General features: G+C 62.1%; 20 protein-coding genes. 5 read left to right on the forward strand and 15 right to left on the reverse strand.

Annotated features, from left to right (window positions below):
* Positions 1-60 precede the first annotated feature (60 nt).
* Complete coding sequence (locus tag NKJ57_RS19135; protein WP_031193338.1) at positions 61-1,497, reverse strand: DEAD/DEAH box helicase; 1,437 nt, start codon at positions 1,495-1,497, stop codon at positions 61-63.
* A gap of 407 nt (positions 1,498-1,904) precedes the next feature.
* Here NKJ57_RS19135 and NKJ57_RS19140 point away from each other — a divergent pair, with 407 nt between their 5' ends.
* A complete protein-coding gene (locus NKJ57_RS19140) occupies positions 1,905-3,437 on the forward strand; it encodes an acyl-CoA carboxylase subunit beta (RefSeq protein ID WP_352511952.1) in 1,533 nt (510 codons plus the stop codon).
* A 26-nt stretch (positions 3,438-3,463) separates the two neighbouring features.
* On the opposite strand, the gene NKJ57_RS19145 is transcribed toward NKJ57_RS19140, so the two are convergent.
* Entirely contained in the window at positions 3,464-5,464 is a 2,001-nt protein-coding gene (locus NKJ57_RS19145) for a hypothetical protein (protein WP_352511950.1), read from the reverse strand.
* Positions 5,461-7,014 carry an NAD(P)H-hydrate dehydratase gene (locus NKJ57_RS19150; protein WP_352511948.1) on the reverse strand — a complete coding sequence of 518 codons (1,554 nt, stop codon included), beginning with the start codon at positions 7,012-7,014 and terminating at the stop codon, positions 5,461-5,463. Before NKJ57_RS19150 ends, NKJ57_RS19145 begins: the two co-directional genes overlap by 4 nt.
* A gap of 377 nt (positions 7,015-7,391) precedes the next feature.
* Here NKJ57_RS19150 and NKJ57_RS19155 point away from each other — a divergent pair, with 377 nt between their 5' ends.
* Together NKJ57_RS19155 and glnA are read left to right on the forward strand one after the other, a co-directional pair.
* The gene (locus NKJ57_RS19155; RefSeq protein ID WP_006205430.1) at positions 7,392-7,730 is read left to right on the forward strand and encodes a P-II family nitrogen regulator; all 339 of its coding nucleotides are present in this window, start codon (positions 7,392-7,394) and stop codon (positions 7,728-7,730) included.
* Positions 7,731-7,788: 58 nt separating this feature from the next.
* Entirely contained in the window at positions 7,789-9,198 is a 1,410-nt protein-coding gene (glnA, locus tag NKJ57_RS19160; RefSeq protein WP_023672775.1) for a type I glutamate--ammonia ligase, read from the forward strand.
* A 137-nt stretch (positions 9,199-9,335) separates the two neighbouring features.
* Here the strand turns inward: glnA and NKJ57_RS19165 are convergent, their stop codons facing one another.
* Positions 9,336-10,376 carry a glutamine synthetase beta-grasp domain-containing protein gene (locus NKJ57_RS19165; RefSeq protein WP_023691256.1) on the reverse strand — a complete coding sequence of 347 codons (1,041 nt, stop codon included), beginning with the start codon at positions 10,374-10,376 and terminating at the stop codon, positions 9,336-9,338.
* 316 nt (positions 10,377-10,692) lie between these two features.
* On the opposite strand from NKJ57_RS19165, the gene NKJ57_RS19170 reads away from it, so the two are divergent.
* Positions 10,693-10,890: a DUF2735 domain-containing protein gene (locus NKJ57_RS19170; protein WP_023698802.1), complete on the forward strand. Its 198-nt coding sequence runs from the start codon at positions 10,693-10,695 to the stop codon at positions 10,888-10,890.
* Positions 10,891-10,984: 94 nt separating this feature from the next.
* On the opposite strand, the gene NKJ57_RS19175 is transcribed toward NKJ57_RS19170, so the two are convergent.
* The 8 genes from NKJ57_RS19175 to NKJ57_RS19210 all read right to left on the reverse strand — a co-directional run bounded on the left by NKJ57_RS19175 (position 10,985) and on the right by NKJ57_RS19210 (position 20,178).
* Positions 10,985-12,871 (reverse strand): MFS transporter, encoded by a 1,887-nt coding sequence (locus NKJ57_RS19175; RefSeq protein WP_352511945.1) that lies wholly within the window; start codon positions 12,869-12,871, stop codon positions 10,985-10,987.
* Positions 12,872-13,048: 177 nt separating this feature from the next.
* Positions 13,049-13,840: an ATP12 family chaperone protein gene (locus NKJ57_RS19180; protein ID WP_352511944.1), complete on the reverse strand. Its 792-nt coding sequence runs from the start codon at positions 13,838-13,840 to the stop codon at positions 13,049-13,051.
* An 11-nt stretch (positions 13,841-13,851) separates the two neighbouring features.
* The gene (locus tag NKJ57_RS19185) at positions 13,852-14,709 is read right to left on the reverse strand and encodes a DMT family transporter (protein WP_081726945.1); all 858 of its coding nucleotides are present in this window, start codon (positions 14,707-14,709) and stop codon (positions 13,852-13,854) included.
* 62 nt (positions 14,710-14,771) lie between these two features.
* Positions 14,772-15,752 carry an RluA family pseudouridine synthase gene (locus NKJ57_RS19190; RefSeq protein WP_023726804.1) on the reverse strand — a complete coding sequence of 327 codons (981 nt, stop codon included), beginning with the start codon at positions 15,750-15,752 and terminating at the stop codon, positions 14,772-14,774.
* 132 nt (positions 15,753-15,884) lie between these two features.
* Positions 15,885-16,259, reverse strand: a complete 375-nt coding sequence (gene crcB / locus NKJ57_RS19195) for a fluoride efflux transporter CrcB (RefSeq protein ID WP_023688419.1) — start codon at positions 16,257-16,259, stop codon at positions 15,885-15,887.
* Between the two features lie 53 nt (positions 16,260-16,312).
* A complete protein-coding gene (locus tag NKJ57_RS19200) occupies positions 16,313-17,143 on the reverse strand; it encodes an aspartyl/asparaginyl beta-hydroxylase domain-containing protein (protein WP_352511940.1) in 831 nt (276 codons plus the stop codon).
* A 183-nt stretch (positions 17,144-17,326) separates the two neighbouring features.
* A complete protein-coding gene (locus tag NKJ57_RS19205) occupies positions 17,327-18,637 on the reverse strand; it encodes a replication-associated recombination protein A (protein WP_023682595.1) in 1,311 nt (436 codons plus the stop codon).
* 47 nt (positions 18,638-18,684) lie between these two features.
* A complete protein-coding gene (locus NKJ57_RS19210) occupies positions 18,685-20,178 on the reverse strand; it encodes a DegQ family serine endoprotease (RefSeq protein WP_023736687.1) in 1,494 nt (497 codons plus the stop codon).
* A 134-nt stretch (positions 20,179-20,312) separates the two neighbouring features.
* Here NKJ57_RS19210 and NKJ57_RS19215 point away from each other — a divergent pair, with 134 nt between their 5' ends.
* A complete protein-coding gene (locus NKJ57_RS19215; protein WP_023832214.1) occupies positions 20,313-20,939 on the forward strand; it encodes a hypothetical protein in 627 nt (208 codons plus the stop codon).
* An 82-nt stretch (positions 20,940-21,021) separates the two neighbouring features.
* Here the strand turns inward: NKJ57_RS19215 and rplQ are convergent, their stop codons facing one another.
* From rplQ to rpsK, 3 genes are all read right to left on the reverse strand, one after another.
* On the reverse strand, positions 21,022-21,453 hold the full coding sequence (gene rplQ, locus NKJ57_RS19220; protein ID WP_023682598.1) for a 50S ribosomal protein L17: 432 nt from the start codon (positions 21,451-21,453) through the stop codon (positions 21,022-21,024).
* 105 nt (positions 21,454-21,558) lie between these two features.
* The gene (locus NKJ57_RS19225) at positions 21,559-22,569 is read right to left on the reverse strand and encodes a DNA-directed RNA polymerase subunit alpha (RefSeq protein WP_023682599.1); all 1,011 of its coding nucleotides are present in this window, start codon (positions 22,567-22,569) and stop codon (positions 21,559-21,561) included.
* Between the two features lie 102 nt (positions 22,570-22,671).
* Complete coding sequence (rpsK, locus tag NKJ57_RS19230; RefSeq protein WP_006205444.1) at positions 22,672-23,061, reverse strand: 30S ribosomal protein S11; 390 nt, start codon at positions 23,059-23,061, stop codon at positions 22,672-22,674.
* Positions 23,062-23,177: the final 116 nt, after the last annotated feature.

Genomic DNA, 23,177 nt, shown 5'->3' on the forward strand with positions numbered 1-23,177 from the left:
TCCTCATATTCAATCGTCAGCAATCAAGCCAGGCTCGACGAGCCTGACCGGTTCGTCTGATCAGGCAGCCCGCGCCGCGGGCCGCTTGCCGCCGAAGCGGCGCTTGTTGTTGCCCTTGAAGGCCTTGGCGCCTTCCGGCTTGCGCTCACTTGCACCCGCAAAAGCCGGCTTGTCACCAAAACGCTTCTTGGCGAAGCCGTTGTTCTGGCCACCGGGCCGCCTGCCGTCGCGACGGCCATTGCGGTCGTTCCGATCATTGGCGGGCTCGAAGCGCTCGTTCTTTTCGGCCGGATTGCGCACCGGATCGGGGCTGCCGAGATGGTCGGCAACGATCGGCAGCTTGCTGCGGATGATGCGCTCGACCTGACGCAGCTTGCTGTTTTCGGAAGGATCGCAAAGCGTGATGGCAATGCCGTCCATGCCGTTACGGCCGGTACGGCCGATGCGGTGGACATAGCTTTCGGCCTCATCCGGCAGGTCGAAATTCACCACATGGCTGATGCCGGGAACGTCGATGCCGCGCGCCGCGATGTCGGTCGCCACGAGAATGCGCACCGAGCCCTCGCGGAAATCGTTGAGCGCCTTCTGGCGGGCGTTCTGCGACTTGTTGCCGTGGATGACGGCGGCCTTGAAGCCGTCGCGTTCGAGGTCCTTGGTCACCCGGTCGGCGCCATGTTTGGTGCGCGAAAAGATGATGACGGACTTCATCGCTTCGTCGGCGAGCATCGTCGACAGCACCTGGCGCTTCTGCTTGGTGCGGGCAAAGACAACGCCCTGCACGATTTCGGCAGCAGCGGTGCTCTGCGGCGCGACTTCGACGCGGATCGGGTTCTTCAACAGGCCCTTCGCCAGTTCGGCGATTTCATTGGGCATGGTGGCCGAGAACAGCACCGTCTGACGGTCGGGCGCGGTCGCCTTGGCGATCCGCTTGACGTCGTTGATGAAGCCCATGTCGAGCATGCGGTCACCCTCGTCCAGCACCAGCCATTTGGTGTCGGAGAGAATGAGGTCGCCCTCGCGCACCAGGTCGGTCAGGCGGCCGGGCGTGGCGATCAGGATGTCGACGCCGGGAGCGACCTTCTTCACCTGGCTGAAGCGCGAGACGCCGCCAAGCACGAGAGCGGTCGAGACATGCGCGCCCTTGGCGAGGATCTTGATGGTGTCCTCGATCTGGACGGCGAGTTCGCGCGTCGGCGCCAGGATCAGCGCACGGGTGGTCTTGGCCCGGCGCTTGGTGCCGAGCGCGATGATCTTCGACAGGATCGGCAGCGCGAAGGCCGCGGTCTTGCCCGAGCCGGTCTGGGCGATGCCGAAGATATCACGGCCTTCCATCTGCGGCGGGATCGCCTGCGTCTGGATCGGCTTCGGCTCGGTGAAGCCGGCGCCATGCGTCGCCTTGAGAAGCGCGCCCGTGATCCCAAGAGCTGCGAAACCGGTGAGGTCCGCAGTGTTGCCGGTCGAGATCGCGTTACCGGCTGAGGTGTTTTCGTTGGTCAAAATAGTCTTCTTTCACGCGGTCTTGGCCGCAAACATCGATGGCGGCAGGGCGCAACCTGCCGTCGAAAAATTTGATATGAAACGACAAGGCGGGCGGACGGAAACGTCCACTCGGCTGCGCTGTCGTGCCCGCAGGCGTCATGCCACGGGGCTCTTTCGCCACTTCGTGATGTATCGGAAAGAGAGGCCGATATACCGGAAAGAGGGAAAACAGACGCAACCAGTCTCATTTGTCGAGAAGGCCGGAATCTCCGGCCCAAGCGCCTATGGGCTGCATATGGCTGAGTTCGCTCCGGAATGCAAGGGGCCACATGTTGCAGCGCAATAATCGAGGCCGAAAGCGGCGCTTGCACACGCCTGCAGGCATCATTACCACAAATGCAGCTGCCATTTCTGGAGACCGAGCGATGAAGGACGTGCTGAAGGAACTCGAGCGCCGCCGCGAGATCGCCCGCATGGGTGGCGGCCAGGCCCGCATCGACGCCCAGCACAAGAAGGGCAAGCTCACCGCGCGCGAGCGCATCGATGTCTTTCTCGACGAAGGCTCGTTCGAGGAGTTCGACATGTATGTCGAGCATCGCTCGACCGATTTCGGCATGGAGAAGACCAAGATCGCCGGCGATGGCGTCGTCACCGGCTGGGGCACGGTCAATGGCCGTCCGGTCTATCTCTTCGCCAAGGACTTTACCGTCTTCGGCGGCTCGCTGTCGGAGGCGCATGCCGAAAAGGTCATCAAGGTGCAGGAGATGGCGCTGCGTAATCGCGCGCCGATCATCGGCCTCTACGACGCCGGCGGCGCCCGCATCCAGGAAGGCGTGGCGGCGCTTGGCGGCTATGCCGAGATCTTTCAGCGCAACGTGCTGGCCTCCGGCGTCATCCCGCAGATTTCCGTTATCATGGGTCCGTGCGCCGGCGGCGACGTCTATTCGCCTGCGATGACCGACTTCATCTTCATGGTCCGCGACACCTCTTACATGTTCGTCACCGGGCCGGATGTGGTGAAGACCGTCACCAACGAGACGGTGACCGCCGAGAGCCTTGGCGGCGCGTCCGTCCACACGACCAAATCGTCGATTGCCGACGGCGCCTACGGCAATGACGTCGAGGCGCTGTTGCAGATGCGCCGGCTGGTAGACCTTTTGCCCGCGTCAAATACGTCGGAGCTTCCTGAGATCGAGTGCTACCAGTCGGTCACCGACCATGATCTGTCGCTCGACCGGCTGATCCCGGACAACGCCAACAAGCCTTACGACATCAAGGATCTGATCCTCAAAGTTGCCGATGAAGGCGATTTCTTCGAGATCCAGCAGAACTTTGCCAAGAACATCGTCACCGGTTTCGGCCGCGTCGAAGGCCGCACCGTCGGCTTCGTCGCCAACCAGCCGATGGTGCTGGCCGGCGTGCTCGATTCCGACGCAAGCCGCAAGGCGGCGCGCTTCGTGCGCTTCTGCGACTGTTTTTCCATTCCCATCGTCACCTTCGTCGACGTCCCCGGCTTCCTGCCCGGCACCGCGCAGGAATATGGCGGACTGATCAAGCACGGCGCCAAGCTCTTGTTTGCCTACGCCGAGGCAACCGTGCCGAAAATCACCGTCATCACCCGCAAAGCCTATGGCGGCGCCTATGACGTGATGGCCTCAAAACATCTGCGCGGCGATATGAACTATGCCTGGCCGACGGCGCAGATCGCGGTGATGGGGGCGAGAGGCGCGGTCGAGATCATCTACCGCAAGGATATTGGCGACGCCGAAAAGATCGCAGCTCACACAAAGGCTTACGAAGACCGCTTCCTGTCGCCCTTCGTCGCCGCCGAACGCGGCTATGTCGACGAGGTGATCATGCCGCATTCGACCCGCCGCCGCGTTGCCCGGGCACTGCGCATGCTGCGCAACAAGGACATGCAAAATCCCTGGAAGAAGCACGACAACATCCCATTGTAATACATCCAGACAAGCTCGTGAGTCGCTCACTCCTCTTCCGCCGCCCCGAACCCCGCATCGCTGGGGGCGCTGGTCGCGGTCGCCCAAGGCGTTGCGTGGTTGTCGATGCGCATCTGGAAGATGAAATAGGTCGGCGAGCAGTAGCCGATGCCTTTTACCTTGTCGGCGCCCGGCGTGTCCGGCGGCAGCGACTGGCACATATAATCCTCGCGGCAGAAATGATCGGCCGAACATGCGGGACGGTTGCCGCGGTTGACCGCGCCGCCGAGGCACTGGTCGAAATTGTTGGTGGCGACGCAGGTGTCGAATTTCTTGCCGCCGACCATGCCGCAAATTTCCGATGGCATCGGCTTGCCCGTCTTGAAGGCGGCGAAGCTGCGGTCCTTGTCGTCGCAGGCGCGATAAGCGATGCCTGCCGGTACGCCGATTTTCGGTGGCCGGCAGGTGTAGGCGGTCCGCGAAAGGGTCGGCGCAAAAGCGGCGAACTGGCCGGTGATCTTGTAGCGGTCGTTGAACGGCTGAGACGGGTTGCTGGAGATCGACCCGGTCAGGCAGGGATGGCCCGAAAACATCTTTGGACTGTCCTTGGGCAACAGACATTGCGCCAGCGTGGTGCGCACGCCTGAGGCCGTCGCCAGCGGCGTGCAGACGGTGCCGCCACCGCATTGCCAAGTCGCGCCGAAGCGTTTTGCATCATCCGGCATCAGGCACGGCATCGCGATCTCGGCCGGGGCGTAGCCGACATCGCCGGCATCGGTCCATGTCGCCGGCGGCGCGAAGGACAGCGGCCGGTAGCGGTTCGGCTCCTTGCCTTCTTCCGTCGCGCGCAGCCAGGCCTCACGTCGCGGAATCTCGGCATGGAGATGCGGCGAGATGCCGACCTCGATCCGGTTGAGAGGCGACGTCGTTTTGTCGTCGAGGCCGATGAAGTGAAAGCCGGCCGTCGAGCCTGCCTGGTGGCAGCCCTGGCAGGCGCCATTGTCCAGCCGCTCGACCAGCGCCTCCGGTGTCCGCACCAGTTTCAGCGCCGCATAGTCCAGGCCGGCGAAATCCGCTGGCTGGAACAGCGGCGTGAACGGATGGTTGGCCCGTCTCGCGCTGCCGAAGGTCGACCACGAGATGATTTTCTTCGCCAGGAATTCGTCGGGGATTTCGTAGACGCCGAGATCGACGGCCGCGACATTGGCGCTGACGTAGTCGGCGAGCCTTTTCTTGAGTGCAGCATTGTCCGAGAGCCGCGCAACGTCAGGCGTATTCTCCAGCGGCTTCTCGCTGATGGCAGCGCCATCGATGCCGAAGATCCGCATCAGATAGGCCGCCTGCCCGCCGAACTCGGTCTCCTGGCCCGAGGGAAAGCGCACCACTTGCGCGTTGAGTTCGAGCTGTTTGAAAGTCAGTTCCTCCGGTGCCAGCGGCCCGCCGACCAGCCAGCCGGCATCGACGTTTTCGTCGATCTGCGGTGTCCAGCGCCCGGCAACGCCGACGCAGCCGCCATCGGCATCCGGCGCCACGCTGTAGACGGCGTTGAAATTGAATGGCAGCCGCGATGCCAGAACCTTGCCGTTCTTGCGGAAACTGTAGGCCAGGCGATAGACAAAGCGCACCTCGCCACAGCTCTTGTCACCTTGCAGCGCGGTGAAGTCACGCCGGTCCAGCCGGTTGACGACGCCGACCAGGCGGAAGCGCGCGGCCTCGGTCTTCAGCCAGCGCATATCCATGATGCGGCCGACATTGCCGTCGGTCACCTCGTAGAGCGTGCGCCCGCCGGCCTTTATCTCGGCCCGCAGCGTGGCAATATCGGTCGCCACCATGTCGACGATTGCACGATAGGCCGGCGCCTCGCCGTAGAGCGACTTCAAATCGTCCTCGCCATCGACGGCGAAAACCCCGGCGAAACCAAAGCCCTTGGCATCGAGGGCGGCGAGCACCGCCGGATCGTCGACAATGGTCACCGGTTGCTCGGCGCGCACGGCATGCGATGCGAACAGCGCGATGATGGCCGCAACGACGAACGCGAAATGCTTCATCTGATCGCCACCTTCTGCCGTGCATCGACCAGTTCACGCAGCACCGGCACCAGGGCCAGCGGCAGATCCTCCGCGATCAATCCAGCACCGAAGCGGCTGCCGGCCTCGGCATGGATCCAGACAGCGGCGCAAGCTGCTTCGAAGGGCAACATGCCTTGCGCCAGCAGCGCGGCAATTATGCCGGCAAGCACGTCCCCTGACCCGGCGGTGGCCAGCCATGGCGCGCCATTGGCGTTGATCGCGGCGCGGCCGTCGGAAGCCGCGATGACGGTGTCGGCGCCCTTGTAGACCATGATGGCGTTGGCTCGTTCAGCGGCTGCGCGCGCCTTGGCGAGTTTCGACTGCTTCTTGTCCTTCGCGATGTCGGGAAAAAGTCTGGCGAATTCGCCTTCATGCGGCGTCAGCACCAATACCGGCGCCAACGGGAGCAGCGCGGCGTCGAACAGGGCCTGAGGCTGATGCGCCAATGACGTGATGGCGTCAGCATCCAAGACAATGGCAGGGCGCTGAATTCCGAATGAACTCGTCGACGTGCGGTTTAGGTCAGCGACCGTCGCGATCAATTGCAACGCGAAATCCCCCACTTTGGGTTTCGGCCCGAGCCCTGGTCCGAACACAAGTACTTCGGGGTGCCTCGCCGACAAAAATTCCTGCACTTCCTCCATCGAACCGGCCTCGCGCAGCATGATCGATGTCAGATGCGCGGCGTTTACCTGCATGGCATTTTCAGGCGAGAGCACGGTCACCGCCCCTGCCCCGGCTCTGGCTGCAGCCATCGCCGACAGCCGCGCCGCACCTGTCGCGCTCGGCCCGCCGGAAAAGACGCTGACGTGGCCGCGCTTATACTTATGTGTATCGACCGCCGTTTTCGGAAAACTGTATAGCCAAAAGTCAGGCGTGTTCTCGAACGTCTTGATCTTGAACTCATCGACGATCGCATCCGGAATGCCGATATCGGCGATGATGATCTCACCGCAGAGGCTGCGCCCCGGCATCAGCAGATGGCCGGGCTTTTTCCGCACGAACGTCACCGTCACGTCGGCCTTGAAATAAGCGTTGCTCAAGCCGGTCTCGCCCGACACACCAGAAGGCAGATCGATTGACACCACAGGCACGCGCTCCGCCGCGGCCAATCCTGAGACGGCAGAGGCATGCAGGGATATCTTCTTCGACAATCCCGCACCATAGAGCGCGTCCACGACGACTTCACCCGGTTCCGGGTAGCAGTGTCCGATGTGCTCGACCGGCAGATTGCAGGCCTCGGAAGCTCGCGCCGCATCACTCCCGGGCTTCTGCTTGCCTTCGGCCCAGAGCGCCACATTCACACCGGCCTCGGCCAGCAACCGCGCTACAACATAGCCGTCGCCGCCATTGTTGCCGGGGCCGCACAGCACGTGGACACGGCTCGCCGCGGGATAGCGCGCCAGCACGACAGCAGCGACCGCCTCGCCGGCACGCTGCATCAGGCCATAGCCGTCGAGCGGACCGGCTGCGATTGCCAGCCGGTCGGCCTCGCCCATCTCGGCCGGCGACAGGACTTCATTGCTCATGGATTGCCGATCCGCATTTCGCTCGACTTCTGTTTCGGTCGAGCATTGTCCAGTTTCGGGTTCGAAGCAAACGGCCAGGCGCTGCGTTGGCATGCGGCCAATCCTTTCGCAGACTGGCGCGCCGGATCCGCGCGGGCCTGCAAAATGCGCAATCTGCCTAATTATCGTGCAGACGCCCGAAGCGGCAATGTGTAGGCTTCGGGCAGCTTTGCCGCAGCCGAAGCAGAGGATGACGCGAATGTGCATCCCGGCGCGGCGCGGCATTGGAATTGCGCGAAACCGCTTCGCGTGGGCTGAAATTGGCACAGTTCGTGCTTGATGGAGGCGCAAGCGGGGCGCACAACCCGTTTTTTTTGGCAGTGGAGGCCACTTTTTACATGAAAAAGATCGAAGCGATCATCAAGCCGTTCAAGCTAGACGAAGTGAAGGAAGCGCTTCAGGAGGCCGGTCTGCAAGGCATTACCGTCACCGAGGCCAAGGGCTTTGGCCGCCAGAAAGGCCATACCGAACTCTATCGCGGCGCCGAATATGTCGTCGACTTCCTGCCCAAGGTGAAGATCGAAGTGGTGCTGGGCGACGACGCCGTCGAAGGCGCCATCGAAGCCATCCGCAAGGCGGCGCAGACCGGCCGCATCGGCGACGGCAAGATCTTCGTCTCCAACATCGAGGAGGTCGTTCGCATCCGTACCGGCGAAACGGGGATGGACGCCGTCTGAGCTTTCTGATTTCAGATTAACGTCTCCTCGAAACGTCATCACACAGGGAAGAAACGACATGACGACAGCCAAAGACATCATGAAGCAGATCAAGGACAACGACGTGAAATTCGTCGACCTGCGCTTCACCGATCCGAAGGGCAAGCTGCAGCACGTGACGATGGATGTCATCGAGGTCGAGGAAGACATGTTCGCCGACGGCGTCATGTTCGACGGCTCCTCGATCGCCGGCTGGAAGGCGATCAACGAGTCCGACATGGTGCTGATGCCCGATGCGGACACCGTCCACATGGATCCGTTCTTCGCCCAGTCGACCATGGTCATCCTGTGCGACATTCTCGATCCGGTCTCCGGCGAATCCTACAACCGCGATCCGCGCGGCACTGCAAAGAAGGCCGAGGCCTACATGAAGGCCGAAGGCATCGGCGACACCATCTATGTCGGCCCCGAAGCCGAATTCTTCGTCTTCGACGACGTGAAGTACAAGGCCGATCCCTACAACACCGGCTTCAAGCTGGACTCGACCGAACTGCCGTCCAACGACGACACCGATTACGAGACCGGCAATCTCGGCCACCGCCCGCGCGTCAAGGGCGGCTATTTCCCTGTGCCGCCGATCGACAGCGCGCAGGACATGCGCTCCGAAATGCTGACCGTGCTCGCCGAAATGGGCGTGCGCGTCGAAAAGCACCATCACGAGGTTGCCGCTGCCCAGCACGAGCTCGGCATCAAGTTCGACACGCTGGTCCGCAACGCCGACAAGATGCTGATCTACAAATATGTCGTGCACCAGGTCGCCAACGCCTATGGCAAGACGGCCACCTTCATGCCGAAGCCGATTTTCGGCGACAACGGCTCGGGCATGCACGTCCACCAGTCGATCTGGAAGAACGGCAAGCCGACCTTCGCCGGCAATGAATATGCCGGCCTGTCCGAGTCGTGCCTGTTCTACATCGGCGGCATCATCAAGCACGCGAAGGCGATCAACGCCTTCACCAACCCGCTGACCAACTCCTACAAGCGCCTTGTGCCTGGCTATGAAGCACCGGTTCTGCTCGCCTACTCCGCGCGCAACCGTTCGGCCTCCTGCCGCATTCCGTTCGGCTCGTCGCCGAAAGCCAAGCGCGTCGAGGTCCGCTTCCCCGATCCGGGCGCGAACCCCTACCTCGCTTTCGCCGCCATGCTGATGGCCGGCCTCGACGGCATCAAGAACAAGATCCACCCGGGACAGCCGATGGACAAGGATCTTTACGATCTGCCGCCGAAGGAACTGAAGAAGATTCCGACCGTCTGCGGTTCGCTGCGCGAAGCGCTGCAAAGCTTGGACAAGGACCGCGGCTTCCTGAAAGCCGGCGGCGTCTTCGACGACGACCAGATCGACAGCTATATCGAGCTCAAGATGGCCGAAGTGATGCGCTTCGAAATGACCCCGCATCCGGTCGAATACGACATGTACTATTCGGTCTGAACGATAAGCCTCAGCGACAAGGAAAAACCCCGGCGTCAGTTCAGACGCCGGGGTTTTTGTTTGACCAATAGCAGACCGTAGATGTGGTAGCAGCAGGCTACGGCGCAGGCTTATGAAGCCTGCGCCGCTATAGATGCTCAAGCAGCAGCCGAGACCTGCGCGCTGGTCGAAACCTCCGCGATGGTCTTCAGGATCTGCGAAGCGATCTGGTAGGGGTCGCCTTGCGAGTTCGGACGGCGGTCTTCCAGGTAACCCTTGTAGTCATTGTTGACGAAGGAATGCGGCACGCGGATCGAGGCGCCTCGGTCGGCGATGCCGTAGCTGAAGCGGTTCCACGGAGCGGTCTCATGCTTGCCGGTCAGGCGCTTGTCATTGTCCGGGCCGTAGACGGCGATGTGGTCCATCAGGTTCTTGTCGAATTGAGCCATCAGCGCTTCGAAATAGGCCTTGCCGCCGACTTCGCGCATATAGGCGGTCGAGAAGTTGGCGTGCATGCCCGAGCCGTTCCAGTCGGTGTCGCCGAGCGGCTTGCAGTGATACTCGATGTCGATCTCGTACTTTTCGGTCAGGCGCTGCAAGAGATAGCGGGCCATCCACATCTGGTCGGCGGCCTTCTTGGAGCCTTTGCCGAAAATCTGGAATTCCCACTGGCCCTTGGCCACTTCGGCGTTGATGCCTTCATGGTTGATGCCTGCTGCGAGGCAAAGGTCGAGATGCTCCTCGACGATCTGGCGCGCGATCGGGCCGACATTCGAATAGCCGACGCCGGTGTAGTACGGGCCCTGCGGCGCCGGATAGCCGCTCTCGGGGAAGCCGAGCGGACGGCCGTCCTTGTAGAAGAAATACTCCTGCTCGAAGCCGAACCAGGCGCCCTCGTCGTCGAGGATGGTGGCGCGCTTGTTGGACACATGCGGCGTCACGCCATCTGGCATCATCACTTCGCACATCACCAGCACGCCATTGCTGCGGGCCGGGTCCGGGAATACGGCGACCGGCTTCAGCACGCAGTCGGAGCTGTGGCCTTCGGCCTGCTGCGTGGAAGAACCGTCGAAGCCCCACAGCGGCAGCTGCTCGAGCGTCGGGAACTCGGCGAACTCCTTGATCTGGGTCTTGCCGCGAAGATTGGGGACCGGCGTGTAACCATCGAGCCAGATATACTCGAGCTTGTATTTCGTCATTCTAGAGCCTCTCGTTGCTTGATCACCGAACCTGGATGACGCCGGCGCGCCGAGCCATCCAGCAGCCCAGCTGCCGGTCGATAAAATGCAAACCGTGTGCCAGATCAGTTGGTCAGGGTGCGGCAAAAATGCCCTTTCATCCCGCCGGTGATGGCAAGCCGCCTAAGCGATGCGCCCGGATCAATCAAAGGCAGAATTTGCTTAAATAACAGGCAAATGCCGATCTTTCTTTAGGCATCTTGCCTAAAAGGATTGCAGGACCTACCTTGATGGAAAGATGAATCGAAGAGCCTCTCCACAAGAAAGGAGACCGACCATGGAAATCACCTCAGCCCGTCCGTCGGCCAAAATCCTGATGTTCCCGGTGGCAGCGCGTGCGGGTGCCTCAAATTTAGGCGTAAAGGCAAAGTTTGCGGCAGAGCTTGCTTCGCTGCGCGATCACCCGCTTCACCATGGCGAGGCCTGGTATCATGAGGCCGCCATTGCGGAGGCCGAACAGCCTCGCAAGAGCTAGGCGTCTTCCGCGCTGATAGATCGAACAGGCCCACAAATCAAAAACCCGGCGCGATCGCTCGCGCCGGGTTTTTTGTTTGATACAGGGCCGTCGGCTACTGCTTGGTATGCAGGTCGGTGCCGAGCGTATCCCTGACGAAGATCATGCCGATGATCAGCGTCACCGCCGCGATCACCACCGGATACCAAAGGCCATAGTAGATATCGCCCTTGTAGGCGCTGAACGCGAACACGATCGCGGGCAGCAGCCCGCCGAACCAGCCATTGCCAATGTGATAGGGCAGTGACATGCCGCTGTAGCGGATGCGGGTCGGGAACATCTCGACCAGGATCGCCGCGATCGGCCCATAGACCATGGTCACGTAGAGGACCAGGATGAACAGGATGCCGATGACCTTGGCCCAGTTGACCTGTGCGGGGTCGGCAAACATCGCGAACGCGCCCGCTGCCGGAACGCTGTAGACGGTCACCTCGGTGGCGCCCGCGGCTTCGTCCTTGGTCAGCACCTTGTCCTTGATCGCCTGTTCGGTCGGGACCGCAGTCTTTTCGCCGGCGCGGATGGCTGCCGCGTCGAGCTTCAGTTCAGGATTGGCCGCGACAAAGGCGTCGAGCTTCTGGTCGGCAACCTTGGCGGCAGCACGCTTCAGCGGATAACCGCCACTCTGAAGCGCGAGGTTGATACCCTTCTTGAAGGCAGCGTCGCTGGCAGCCTTCTTGTCGCCCGCGGCCGTGGCATCATAAGACGCCACGGTTTCGCTGCCGATCATGACACTCGCCGGGGTCCCCGCCGCCGCCGTCGAGACGATGTCGTAAGGCACCGAGTTCTTGGCAAGGAAATCGGTCGCGATATCGCACGAACTCACCGGTACGCGTGTTCCGGTCGGATTGAACTGGAAGTTGCAGTCTCCCGGAGCCGCCGTCACCGTGGCGCGCGTGTTCTGCTGTGCGGTGGCGAGCGCCGGATTGGCGGCCCAGGTCAACGCCTTGAACAGCGGGAAGGTGGTGACGACCGCCAGCGCAAGGCCGGCCATGATGATCGGCTTGCGGCCGATCTTGTCGGACAGCCAGCCGAAGAAGACGAAGAAGCCCGTACCGAGTGCCAGCGCAATGGCGATCATGATGTTCACCGACTGCGCGTCGACCTTGAGCACATTGGCCAGGAAGAACAGTGCGTAGAACTGACCATTGTACCAGACCACGGCCTGACCGGCGGTGAGGCCGAACAGCGCCAGGATGGCGATCTTGGCGTTTTTCCACTGGCCGAAGGCTTCCGACAGCGGCGCCTTGGAACTCTTGCCCTCCTCCTTCATGCGCAGGAAGGTCGGCGATTCCGAAAGCGACAGCCGGATCCAGACCGAAATGCCGAGCAGGATGGCCGAGACCAGGAACGGAATGCGCCATCCCCAGGCGTTGAAGGCGTCCTTGCTTACCGAATTCTGCACCAGCAGGATGACAATCAGCGACAGGAAAAGGCCGAGCGTCGCCGTCGTCTGGATCCATGACGTGTAGAAGCCGCGACGGTCATCCGGCGCATGTTCCGCGACATAGGTCGCGGCGCCGCCGTACTCGCCGCCAAGCGCCAGGCCCTGCAGCATGCGCAGCGCGATCAACAGGATCGGCGCCAGAATGCCCAGTGTCTCTGAACCCGGAAGCAGGCCGACAAGGAAAGTCGACAGACCCATGATCATGATGGTGACAAGGAATGTGTATTTGCGGCCGACGAGATCGCCGATGCGGCCGAACACCAGCGCGCCGAACGGGCGCACGATGAAGCCGGCGGCGAAGACCAGCAGCGTGAAGATGTAGCGGGTGCTTTCGGGAAACGAGTTGAAGAAGGTCAAGCCGATCGCGCCGGCCAACGCTCCGTAGAGATAGAAATCATACCATTCGAAAACCGCGCCCAGTGAGGAGGCGAAGATGACCTTCTTCTCCTCTCGTGTCATGCCGCGGCTGGCTCCGCCGGCGGTCGATGCCAATGCCATTGAACTGTCCTCCCGTGAATCGTCTGCCTTCGACGCTGGGCGTCATCGTCGGCGCTCCCTCCGAACGCGACTCGAACCAGCCATCGGCGTAAAAAATGACAGAAAGCGACCGCCGGAGGCAGACAGACCTTGGATTTATGACTTTGGTATTAGGTGCAGTGCGGCAAAGGCCGAGGATCAGGTCTTCAGCGCATCGAGCAGGCCGACGGCCGCCATCATGTCGCGTTTGCGGGCCGAGCGGCGTGCGACAGCCTCGGCATCCTGGCCCCAATGCTCGATCTGCCAGTCCTCGTCGACATGGCCGGCGGCCCAAGCCGCATCGCCATCGAGCGCACCGTAATCGACCGCCAGCGCCAGCAGCGCCGACCCGGTCAGCGAAGTCATGACATGGATTGCGGCCAGCCGCAGCGGCTCGGCACGCTGGGCAAGATGGGCGCCGAGGACGGCGATGCTTTCGCGCGGCTGCTCGACATGGATGATGCCCTCGGCGAGATTGAACCGAGCCCCTAATGTCGCCCTCGCCCAGTCGATCACCGGATCCCAATGCTGGTTCTGCCGCTCGACCAGCCCCTGCGGCGCGTCGGCGCGGTAGCAGGTCAGATCGGACGAGGCGAAGCGCAAGACGTCCTCCAGCACCGCCTGCGGGTCGCTGGCGACGCCGTCGATGGCGGTGTTGACCAGACGCAGCACCGGCATCGTGACCGGGTCGATGGTCTCGCCCTGTGCAGCGAACTCATTGGCGACCAGGGCGGCGGCGTTTTCGGTCGGCAGCGCCAGCAGCGCCTTGCCCGGCGTGCGCACCGGCTTGCCATCGAGGTGGACGGCAAAACCGTCCTCCACAGCTACGACCGACACGTCCTTGTAGAAGCGCTTCGGCAGGTGCGTCTTCATCTGGATCTGCGCGCGGCGGACCGGATCCGGATCGGACAGATGCTTTCCCGCTTCGAGGTCGTTGAGGATGTCACGCATGGTCGAACTTTCTATCCAGGTACCTGCTTGCGCGCCGGCCGGTTGACGATGATCAGGCCGACAGCGATCAGCCCAAGCGCCACAAAGATCCTGGTCGTCGGCGCCTCGCCCAGAATGATAGCGCCGCAGAGGACGCCGAACACCGGCGACAGGAAAGCGAAGCTCGACAGGGCCGATGCCGGATAGCGCCTGAGCAGCCAGAACCACAGCACATAGGTGAAGGCAACTATATAGAGCGACTGGAACAGCAGCGCCAATGCCGGCAAGGCACTGACCGCGCGGATCGGCGGGCCGGCGAAAGGCATCACCAGGACACCGACAATGGCCGCACCGGCCAACTGATAAAGCAGCAATTTCTCGGCACTGGTCTCGACCAGTTTCGAACGCTTGATGACGATGCTGGTCGCCGCCCACAGGATACCGGAGCCGAGGCTGAGCAGATCGCCCATCAAGGTCATCTCGGTGCCGCCGGCAATCCCGTCGGAAAACACCGCCACCAGGCCGCAGAAGGCGAGAACGAGCCCGCCAAGCTTGCGCGCGTTGATACGCTCACCGAGCAGGAAATGGCCGCCGATCAGGACCCAGAACGGCATGGTGTTGACCAGCAGTGTGTTGCGAGCAACGGTCGTGTATTCCAGCCCGATATAGAGGCACAGGAACTCGACGCCGAACAGCACGCCGACAATGATGCCGGCGACAAGCGACCCGTCGGCCTTAAACAACCTGATGCCGCGCAGCCAGCACCAGCCGAGCACACAGAGCCCGCCAATGATCGAACGTGCGATCGAGACGAAAACCGGATCGAAGCCGGCATAGGAGATCTTGGCGGCGACGTAGTTCAGCCCCCAGGAAAAGGTCAGCCCGACCATGATGGAAGCAGCCGCCAGATCGACCGCATCGCGGCGATCCAATGCCGAGGCAACGGCCAATGTCAGTCCTCCGCGCTGGCGTCGTCGAAGCCGATCAGGTTCCAGCTCTGGCGCATATGCGGCGGCATCGGCGCGGTGACGTCGATGATGCCCTTGTCCGGGTGCGGAATGACGATGCGGCGCGCATGCAGATGCAGGCGGTTCTGAATGCCGCCCGGAAAGTCCCAGTTGGTGTCGGCCTCGAAATATTTGGGGTCGCCGAGGATCGGGCAGCCGATATAGGCGGCATGAACGCGCAGCTGGTGGGTGCGGCCAGTGTACGGCTCCATTTCCAGCCAAGTCATCGTCTGAGCCGCCTGCTCGATGATGCGATAGTAGGACACGGCGTGGTCGGCGCCCTTTTCGCCATGGGCTGCCACGCGCACGCGGTCGCCGTCCTCGGTCGGCTCCTTGATCAGCCAGGTCGAGATCTTGTCCTCACGCTTGGGCGGGACGCCCTTGACCAGCGCCCAATAGGTCTTCTTGGTCTCGCGCGCCCGGAATGACTCGGAAAGCTTCATCGCCGCAAGCCTGGTGCGGGCAACCACCAACACGCCCGACGTGTCGCGGTCGAGCCGGTGCACCAGGCGCGGCTTCTCGCCCTTCTGGCTGCGCCAGGCCTCCAGCATGTCGTCGACATTGCGGGTGACGCCCGAGCCGCCTTGCACCGCCAGGCCCGCCGGCTTGTTGAAGACGAAGACTTTTGGATCTTCGTGGATCAGCATCTTGGCCAGCACATCGGCGTCGCCCTGGTTGCGGATCGAGTAACCCGTAAGCGCACTCTCGCCCTTCTTGTCGACCTCGAGCGGCGGCACACGCACCACCTGGCCGGGCTCGACACGGCTGTCGGCCTTGACCCGGCCGCCATCGACGCGGATCTGGCCCGAGCGCAGCAACTTCTGCAGATGGCCAAAGCCGAGACCGGGGAAATGGGTCTTGAACCAGCGATCGAGCCGCATGCCCGCCTCGCCGGCCTCCACCGTGATCTGTTCTACGCCTGCCATGATTTTCGCTTTATCCGTTTCTAACGCGTGACCCCGAAATCTACTCCGGCTTTCGGAAAGGATCATGCGCAAGATCAAAGTTTCTGCAGCGCGTCCAGAGGATGCGGCGTGCTCCAGGTCGGGGCAATAACACTATGAAACGGTTCTTGCGAGCCAAAGTCCCAGAAACAGGGCGATAATGGCGCCAACGACGCTGGCCAGCGCATATCCCAACGCCGGCAGCGTCGCTCCGCGCTCCCATAGGGTCGCGAAATCGAGCGAAAAGGCGGAGAAGGTGGTGAAGCCGCCAAGGATGCCGGTGGCGACGAACAGCCGGAGCTCATTGGAACCGCCGCGCCGCATCAGCGCGGCGATGAACAGCCCCATGGCAAAGGAGCCGACGATGTTGATCGCCATCGTCCCCCAGGGGTAGTTGGGACCGACGAGGCGCAAGGCGCCGATGTTGGTCAGGTGGCGGATGCCGGCGCCGATGCCGCCGCCGACCACAACAAGAAGCAGATTGAACATGCCCGTTTACTGCCCGGCCAAGGCAGTGCGGTCAACCCCTTCAGGCCAACGCCTCAGGTCGTCTCGACCTTCTTTGCCTTGCTCGAGCCGATCATCTTCCAGTTCTTGTAGAACATGGAATTGATGCGCTCGACGGTGACCGAAACGATGGCCAGAAGTCCGGCGATGAAGCCGGGGAACGGCGACGGGCGGATTATGTCCATGAACACGCAGTAGCGGCGTCCGTCATACTCGTTGACCGAGCGGTGCAGCAGCGTGTCGTCGAAAATATAGAGCGGGTTGTCGTGCCAGTAATTCCTCGCGCCGTTGCATTCGACGAAAACCTCTGCCTTCACCGGCAAGAGATTGTAGAGGATGCGCAGGCTGAGCCGCAGCGGTCCGAAATGCCAGGAAGTCGATTCCTTGCCTCTGAAGACAGATACGGCAATGGTCTTGATGTATTTGAAATCCTTGTTGAATTCCGCAACATTGTCGATCCGGTGCTTGCCGTACCACTGATAGACATACATGCCGCGACGACCGGTGCCGAAATTGGCGTCGATATCGGCGATGATCTCGTCCTTGCGCGCCTTGAAGACATCAAGAACCTCGTTGACCTCGCGCTGATAATCGGCAGGAAACTGCTCCAGCTTCCACACACCCGGGTTGCCGTAGCAAACGAGGTCCACCAGCAGATTGAAGGGCGACAGCAGCCAGGTGAAGATGCCATTGCCGAGGAAATAGCCGCGCAACAGCGACAGATCCTTGCTGGCGTTGCGCAGCACATCGATCAGGCCGCAGACGATCCAGATCGTGGTCAGGATCGGAATGAAATAGAAGCCGAGCGCGAGCAGCGGGACAGCAATCACAGCCTGGCGAAGCGTTTTGCGAAGGGATTTTGTCATTTTCTGTTCGCGCGGCGCGCTGTCCCCGTTCCGAATTATCGCCCGTCCTGGCAGCCTCCCGGCCGAGTCATGCGACGTGATAGGGCTTTTTGTCATGCGGTACAATCACACTGCTGTGACTGGCGGGGACAGAATTTCAGTTCATCGCGGGCAGGCCGAGTTCGTCCCGTTTGTCCCGCGCACCTATTTTTCCCGCTCGCTGCGCAGCTTTGCCCAATAGTCCAGCCGTTTCTTGATATCGCGCTCGAAGCCGCGTTCGGGCGGATCGTAAAAGGTCTGCCGGCCCATCTTTTCGGGGAAATAGTCCTGGCCGGAAAAGGCATCGGGCTGGTCGTGATCGTAGCGGTAGCCGGCGCCGTAATCCTCCTCTTTCATCAGCTTGGTCGGCGCGTTGAGGATGTGCTTGGGCGGCAGCAGCGAACCGAACTCCTTCGCCGCCCGCGTGGCTGCCTTGAAGGCGGTATAGACGGCGTTGGATTTGGGCGCGGTGGCGAGATAGACGGTGGCCTCGGCGAAGGCCAGTTCGCCTTCGGGCGAGCCGAGATAGTCGTAGGCGTCCTTGGCGGCGTTGGCGATAACCAGCGCCTGCGGGTCGGCCAGCCCGATATCCTCCATCGCCATGCGCACCAGCCGGCGGCCGAGATAGAGCGGATCCTCGCCGGCGTCGAACATGCGGGCAAGATAATAAAGCGCCGCGTCCGGGTCGGACCCACGCACCGATTTGTGCAGCGCCGAGATCAGATTGTAGTGACCGTCCTGGCCCTTGTCATAGATCGGCGCGCGGCGCTGGACGATGCGCTGCAGCCCTTCGGGATCGAAAACCTCGCCGGGTTTGGCGGCGCGCCAGACTTCCTCGGCCAGCGTCAGCGAGGCCCGGCCGTCGCCATCGCTCATGCGGATGAGCATCGCCCGCGCCTCGTCGTCGAGCGGCAGCGCCCTGCCCTCCGTCTCCTCCGCGCGCGTCATCAGCTTGGCAATGCTGTCCTCGCCCAGCGAGTGAAACACCAGCACCCGCGCGCGCGACAGAAGCGCGGCGTTCAGCTCGAAGGACGGATTTTCGGTCGTGGCGCCAACCAGCACGACGGTGCCGTCCTCCATGACCGGGAGAAACGAATCCTGCTGGGCGCGGTTGAAGCGATGGATCTCGTCGACGAACAGCAGCGTCTGGCGGCCATTGGTGCGACGCAGCTTTGCCGCCTCGAACACTTTCTTCAAATCGGCAACGCCGGAAAACACCGCTGAGATCTGCTCGAAGGCAAGGCTGGTCTCGCCGGCCAGCAGCCGCGCCACCGTGGTCTTGCCGGTGCCGGGTGGCCCCCAGAAAATCATCGAGCCGAGCGAACCGGAGTTGATCAACCGCGTCAGCGCGCCGTCCGGCCCGGTCAAATGCTCCTGGCCGACAACCTCGCCGAGGTTTTTCGGACGCAGCCGATCGGCCAAAGGCCGGCCGGGCGGCGCTCTTTCCGGTTCATCGACGCTGAACAGATCGGCCATCTAGGTCTTCTGGTTGGAGCACGATCCTCAGAAATGGGAAGATCGCCTCAGTAACGCAACACCTGGCGCAGTATCTGCCCGCCGCGCTCGACGGTAAAGCGCCACCAGCGTGTATCCTGCTGGGCAAGCTGCGCCAGTGTCGCCGCCGTATCGACCGTCGTGCCGTTCACCTCGCGCACGATGTCGCCCGGCTGGAAGCCGAAATCGGCGGCCGGCGAATCGCGGTTGATGTCGACCACGGTGACGCCCTTGAGGTCGGTGCGCAGGCCGAGGCGCTGGGCGAGCCTGGGCGACAGTTCCGCGACCTTGGCGCCGGAGAACGGGCTGCGGCCATGCAGGGTCACTTCCGACGCCTTGGCGCCTTCCGGCGCGCGCTCCAGTGCAATCTCCATCGTCGCCTGCTGGCCCTTGCTCAGGATGGCGAAGGTCGCCTTGGTGCCGATCGACAGGGTCGCCATGCGGTAATCCAGCGCCTCGATGCCTTCGACCGTCGTGCCATTGAGCTGCAGCACGACATCGCCGGGCTTCAGCCCTGCCTTGGCCGCCGGTCCGGCTTCCTCAACCGACGACACCAGCGCGCCGGTCGGCTTCTCCATGCCGAGCGATTCGGCGATCTGCGGTGTGACCGCTTCGAATTCGGCGCCTATATAGGGCCGCTCGAAGAAATCGAGCCCGGCCTTGGCCGCGTCGGCGAAGGCGCGCACCATGTTGGCGGGGATGGCAAAGCCGATGCCGATCGAGCCGCCGCTGCGGCTGTAGATGGCGGTGTTGATGCCGACCAGCTGGCCGCCCATGTTGATCAGCGCGCCGCCGGAATTGCCGGGATTGATGGCGGCGTCGGTCTGGATGAAGTAGCCCGAATCCGAAACGCCGATATGGCTGCGGGCAAGCGCCGAAACGATGCCGCTGGTGGTGGTCTGGCCGACGCCGAACGGATTGCCGATGGCCAGCACCAGGTCGCCGACCTCGAGCGCGTCGGAATCGCCGATGGCGATCACCGGAAACGGCTTGTCGGAGGTGATCTTGAGCACGGCGAGGTCGAGCGTCTCGTCCTTGAGCATGACCTTCGAGGTGAATTCGCGCCCGTCGGCGGTCGCGACCTTGACCTCGTCGGCATCCTTGATCACGTGGAAATTGGTGACGACGACGCCGCTCGGGTCGACCAGCACGCCCGAGCCGAGCGAGGATTGCGCGCGCGGCTGCGCGCGGCCGAAAAATTCCTCGAAGAACGGATCGCCGTCAAAGGGCGACGTGACCTTGGCCGTCTGCGACGCATAGACATTGACCACGGCCGGCGCCGTCTGCTTGACCAGGGGCGCAAACGACAGCTGCACCTCTTCGCGGCCGAACGGCACGCGCTTGTCGGGACCGGAGGTGCCGTTCTCGCCCTCGACGCCATGCAAGAGGTCGGTCAGCACATCGGAGAGCCCCGGATCGGCTGGCTTGGCGGCGTCCTCGGCCAGGGCGTCTTTCACGGCCGGTGCCGCGGCAAAGGCGGCCAGCGCGCAAAGGGCAACAAGAAACAGCCGTTTGAAGTGCATTCCGAATCCTCCAGGTCGGGCGCCATTGTCCCGACGATTGTGCAAAATGAAAGGCTAAGCCCCTGAAATCTGATTATTCTGGCCCGCAAAGCAGCTATAGGTCGGCTTGAAACTGAAAACCTGCGTCGACCTTCATGAAAAAACAACTCCTGTCATTCCGTGACTTTTTGAAGACCGGCACTTTTGGGCCTGTTTTCCCTTCTCTGAAAATGATCGACATCGCCAGTATGCTAGGTCCGCCTGACGGCTGGATCACGGAACATGCAGAGACGATTCCGGTCTATTGGACTTTCGGAAAGCTCGAAATTTCCTTTGATGAAGAAGCACCTCATTGGATGAACTGGTTTCAGATCGAAGAAGCGGGCTATCTCGAAGGTGATTTTGAGGTTCTCACCGATCGCCTTGTGCTCTCATTGGATGGGTTCAGTGGAGAGACGACACCTTCGGAATTCTTGACTGCCGGCCTTTGGGCTCCAGAAGAGGCAGCGGTGTTCTACGCCGCCTTGAGCGACGAAATATTGCTGAACATCTGCGCGGGTCCCGTTCAGATTCATTTCCGAGTCGATACAGACTTCATCGAAGATGGGGACGCCCAAAAATACCTGACCAATTCCACCGTGTCGCGAGTGGTCAGCGATATAGATTCCCGCGCCACCCTCGACAGTATCTATTCCTATCCCCAACCGGCGTTCGAAGAGATTCCCGGCGCCTTCAATTGGAATCTGCTTAGCGGTCGCGACTACCTGATGCTTACTCGCTAAACGTAAGACACGCTAAACGTAGGACGCCGGTAACAAAAAGGGGCCCGAAGGCCCCTTGAAGTCATTCCTGAAAAACCGAGCCTTATGCGGCAGCGGCTTCCTCGTCGGTGCCTTCGGCCTCGATGCGGGCGCGGTCGCCGGCGCCCTTGGCCGAGGTGTCGCGATCGACGAACTCGATGACTGCCATGGCGGCATTGTCGCCGTGGCGGAAGCCGGCCTTCATGATGCGCAGATAGCCGCCATTGCGGGTGGCGTAGCGCGGCGCGATGGTGTCGAACAGACGCTTGACGACGCCTTCATTGCCGATCTGGGCAATGACCTGGCGGCGCGCATGCAGGTCGCCGCGCTTGCCGAGCGTCACCAGCTTCTCGACGATCGGACGCAAATCCTTCGCCTTCGGCAGGGTGGTGACGATCTGTTCGTGCTCGAGCAGCGACACGGCGAGGTTGGCGAACATCGACTTGCGATGGCTAATGCTTCGGGCGAAGCGGCGGCCTTTAAAACCGTGGCGCATGGCTCTTTTCCTTCTTCAGTTGTTCAAGAGGCCGTGGCCTCTGATGGTTTTCCGCATGACCGTCGGATCGAGCGGCCCACGCCGCCGATCCTTGGAAATTCATGCTCAATATTGGTCTTCGTAACGCTTGGCGAGGTCTTCGATGTTTTCCGGCGGCCAGTCCGGCACTTCCATGCCGAGGTGCAGGCCCATCGCCGCGAGCACTTCCTTGATCTCGTTCAGCGACTTGCGGCCGAAGTTCGGGGTGCGCAGCATCTCGGCTTCGGTTTTCTGGATAAGATCGCCGATGTAGACGATGTTGTCGTTCTTCAGGCAGTTGGCCGAACGCACCGAAAGCTCGAGTTCGTCCACCTTCTTGAGCAGCGCCGGGTTGAAGGCGAGCTCGGTGACGGCCTCGGTGGCGACTTCCTTCTGCGGCTCGTCGAAATTGACGAACAGGCCAAGCTGGTCCTGCAGGATGCGGGCAGCGAAAGCCACCGCGTCCTCGCCCGAGATCGAACCGTCGGTCTCGATAGTCATGGTCAGCTTGTCATAGTCGAGAACCTGGCCCTCGCGGGTGTTCTCGACCTTGTAGGAGACCTTCTTGACCGGCGAATACAGGCTGTCGACCGGGATCAGGCCGATCGGCGCGTCTTCGGCGCGGTTGCGGTCGGCCGGCACGTAACCCTTGCCGGTGTCGACGGTGAATTCCATGCGGATTTCAGCGCCCTCGTCCAGCGTGCAGATGACGTGGTCGGGGTTGAGGATCTCGACGTCGCCAACCGTCTGGATGTCGCCAGCCAGAACCGCACCCGGGCCCTGCTTGCGAACGACCATGCGCTTGGGACCATCGCCTTCCATGCGGATGGCGATTTCCTTGATGTTGAGGACGATGTCGGTCACGTCCTCACGCACGCCGGCAATCGACGAGAATTCATGCAGAACGCCGTCGATCTGCACGGCGGTGACAGCCGCACCGCGCAGCGAAGACAAAAGCACGCGGCGCAGCGCGTTGCCGAGCGTCAGGCCGAAGCCACGCTCGAGCGGCTCGGCGACCAGCGTGGTCAGCGTCTTCTTCTTCGACGAGAACTCGATCTTGTTCGGCTTGATCAGTTCCTGCCAATTTTTCTGGATCATGATGCTTTCCTTCCGTTGACCCACCACCATCCAATCGTGGCGGGCGACCTGGAGTGCCGTGGAGGAGCGCCTTGAGGCGCTCACGCGGCGTTCGGTAATGTCTTAGACGCGGCGCTTCTTGCGCGGGCGGCAGCCATTGTGCGGGATCGGCGTCACATCACGGATCGAGGTGATGGTGAAGCCGGCCGCCTGCAGGGCGCGAAGCGCCGATTCACGACCGGAGCCGGGTCCGCAGACCTCGACTTCGAGCATGCGCATGCCGTGTTCCTGGGCCTTCTTGGCGACGTCTTCGGCAGCCATCTGGGCGGCGAACGGGGTTGACTTGCGCGAACCCTTGAAGCCCTGGGCACCGGCCGACGACCAGGCAATGGAATTGCCCTGCGCGTCGGTGATGGTGATCATCGTGTTGTTGAAGGTCGAATTGACGTGGGCAACGCCCGACGAGATGTTCTTGCGTTCACGACGGCGAACACGAGCGGCTTCCTTGGCCATGATAGTCCTTTCAGTTGATCTCTACACCGCCGTAATGCCAGCGGCTCCACCTTTGAAAGCGAGTAGTGAGCAGGGACTAGCGAACAGGGACCCCTACTCGCTAATGGCTACTCGCT

Origin of the sequence: Mesorhizobium sp. M0077, from assembly GCF_040322955.1 — a bacterium.
GTDB lineage: Bacteria > Pseudomonadota > Alphaproteobacteria > Rhizobiales > Rhizobiaceae > Mesorhizobium.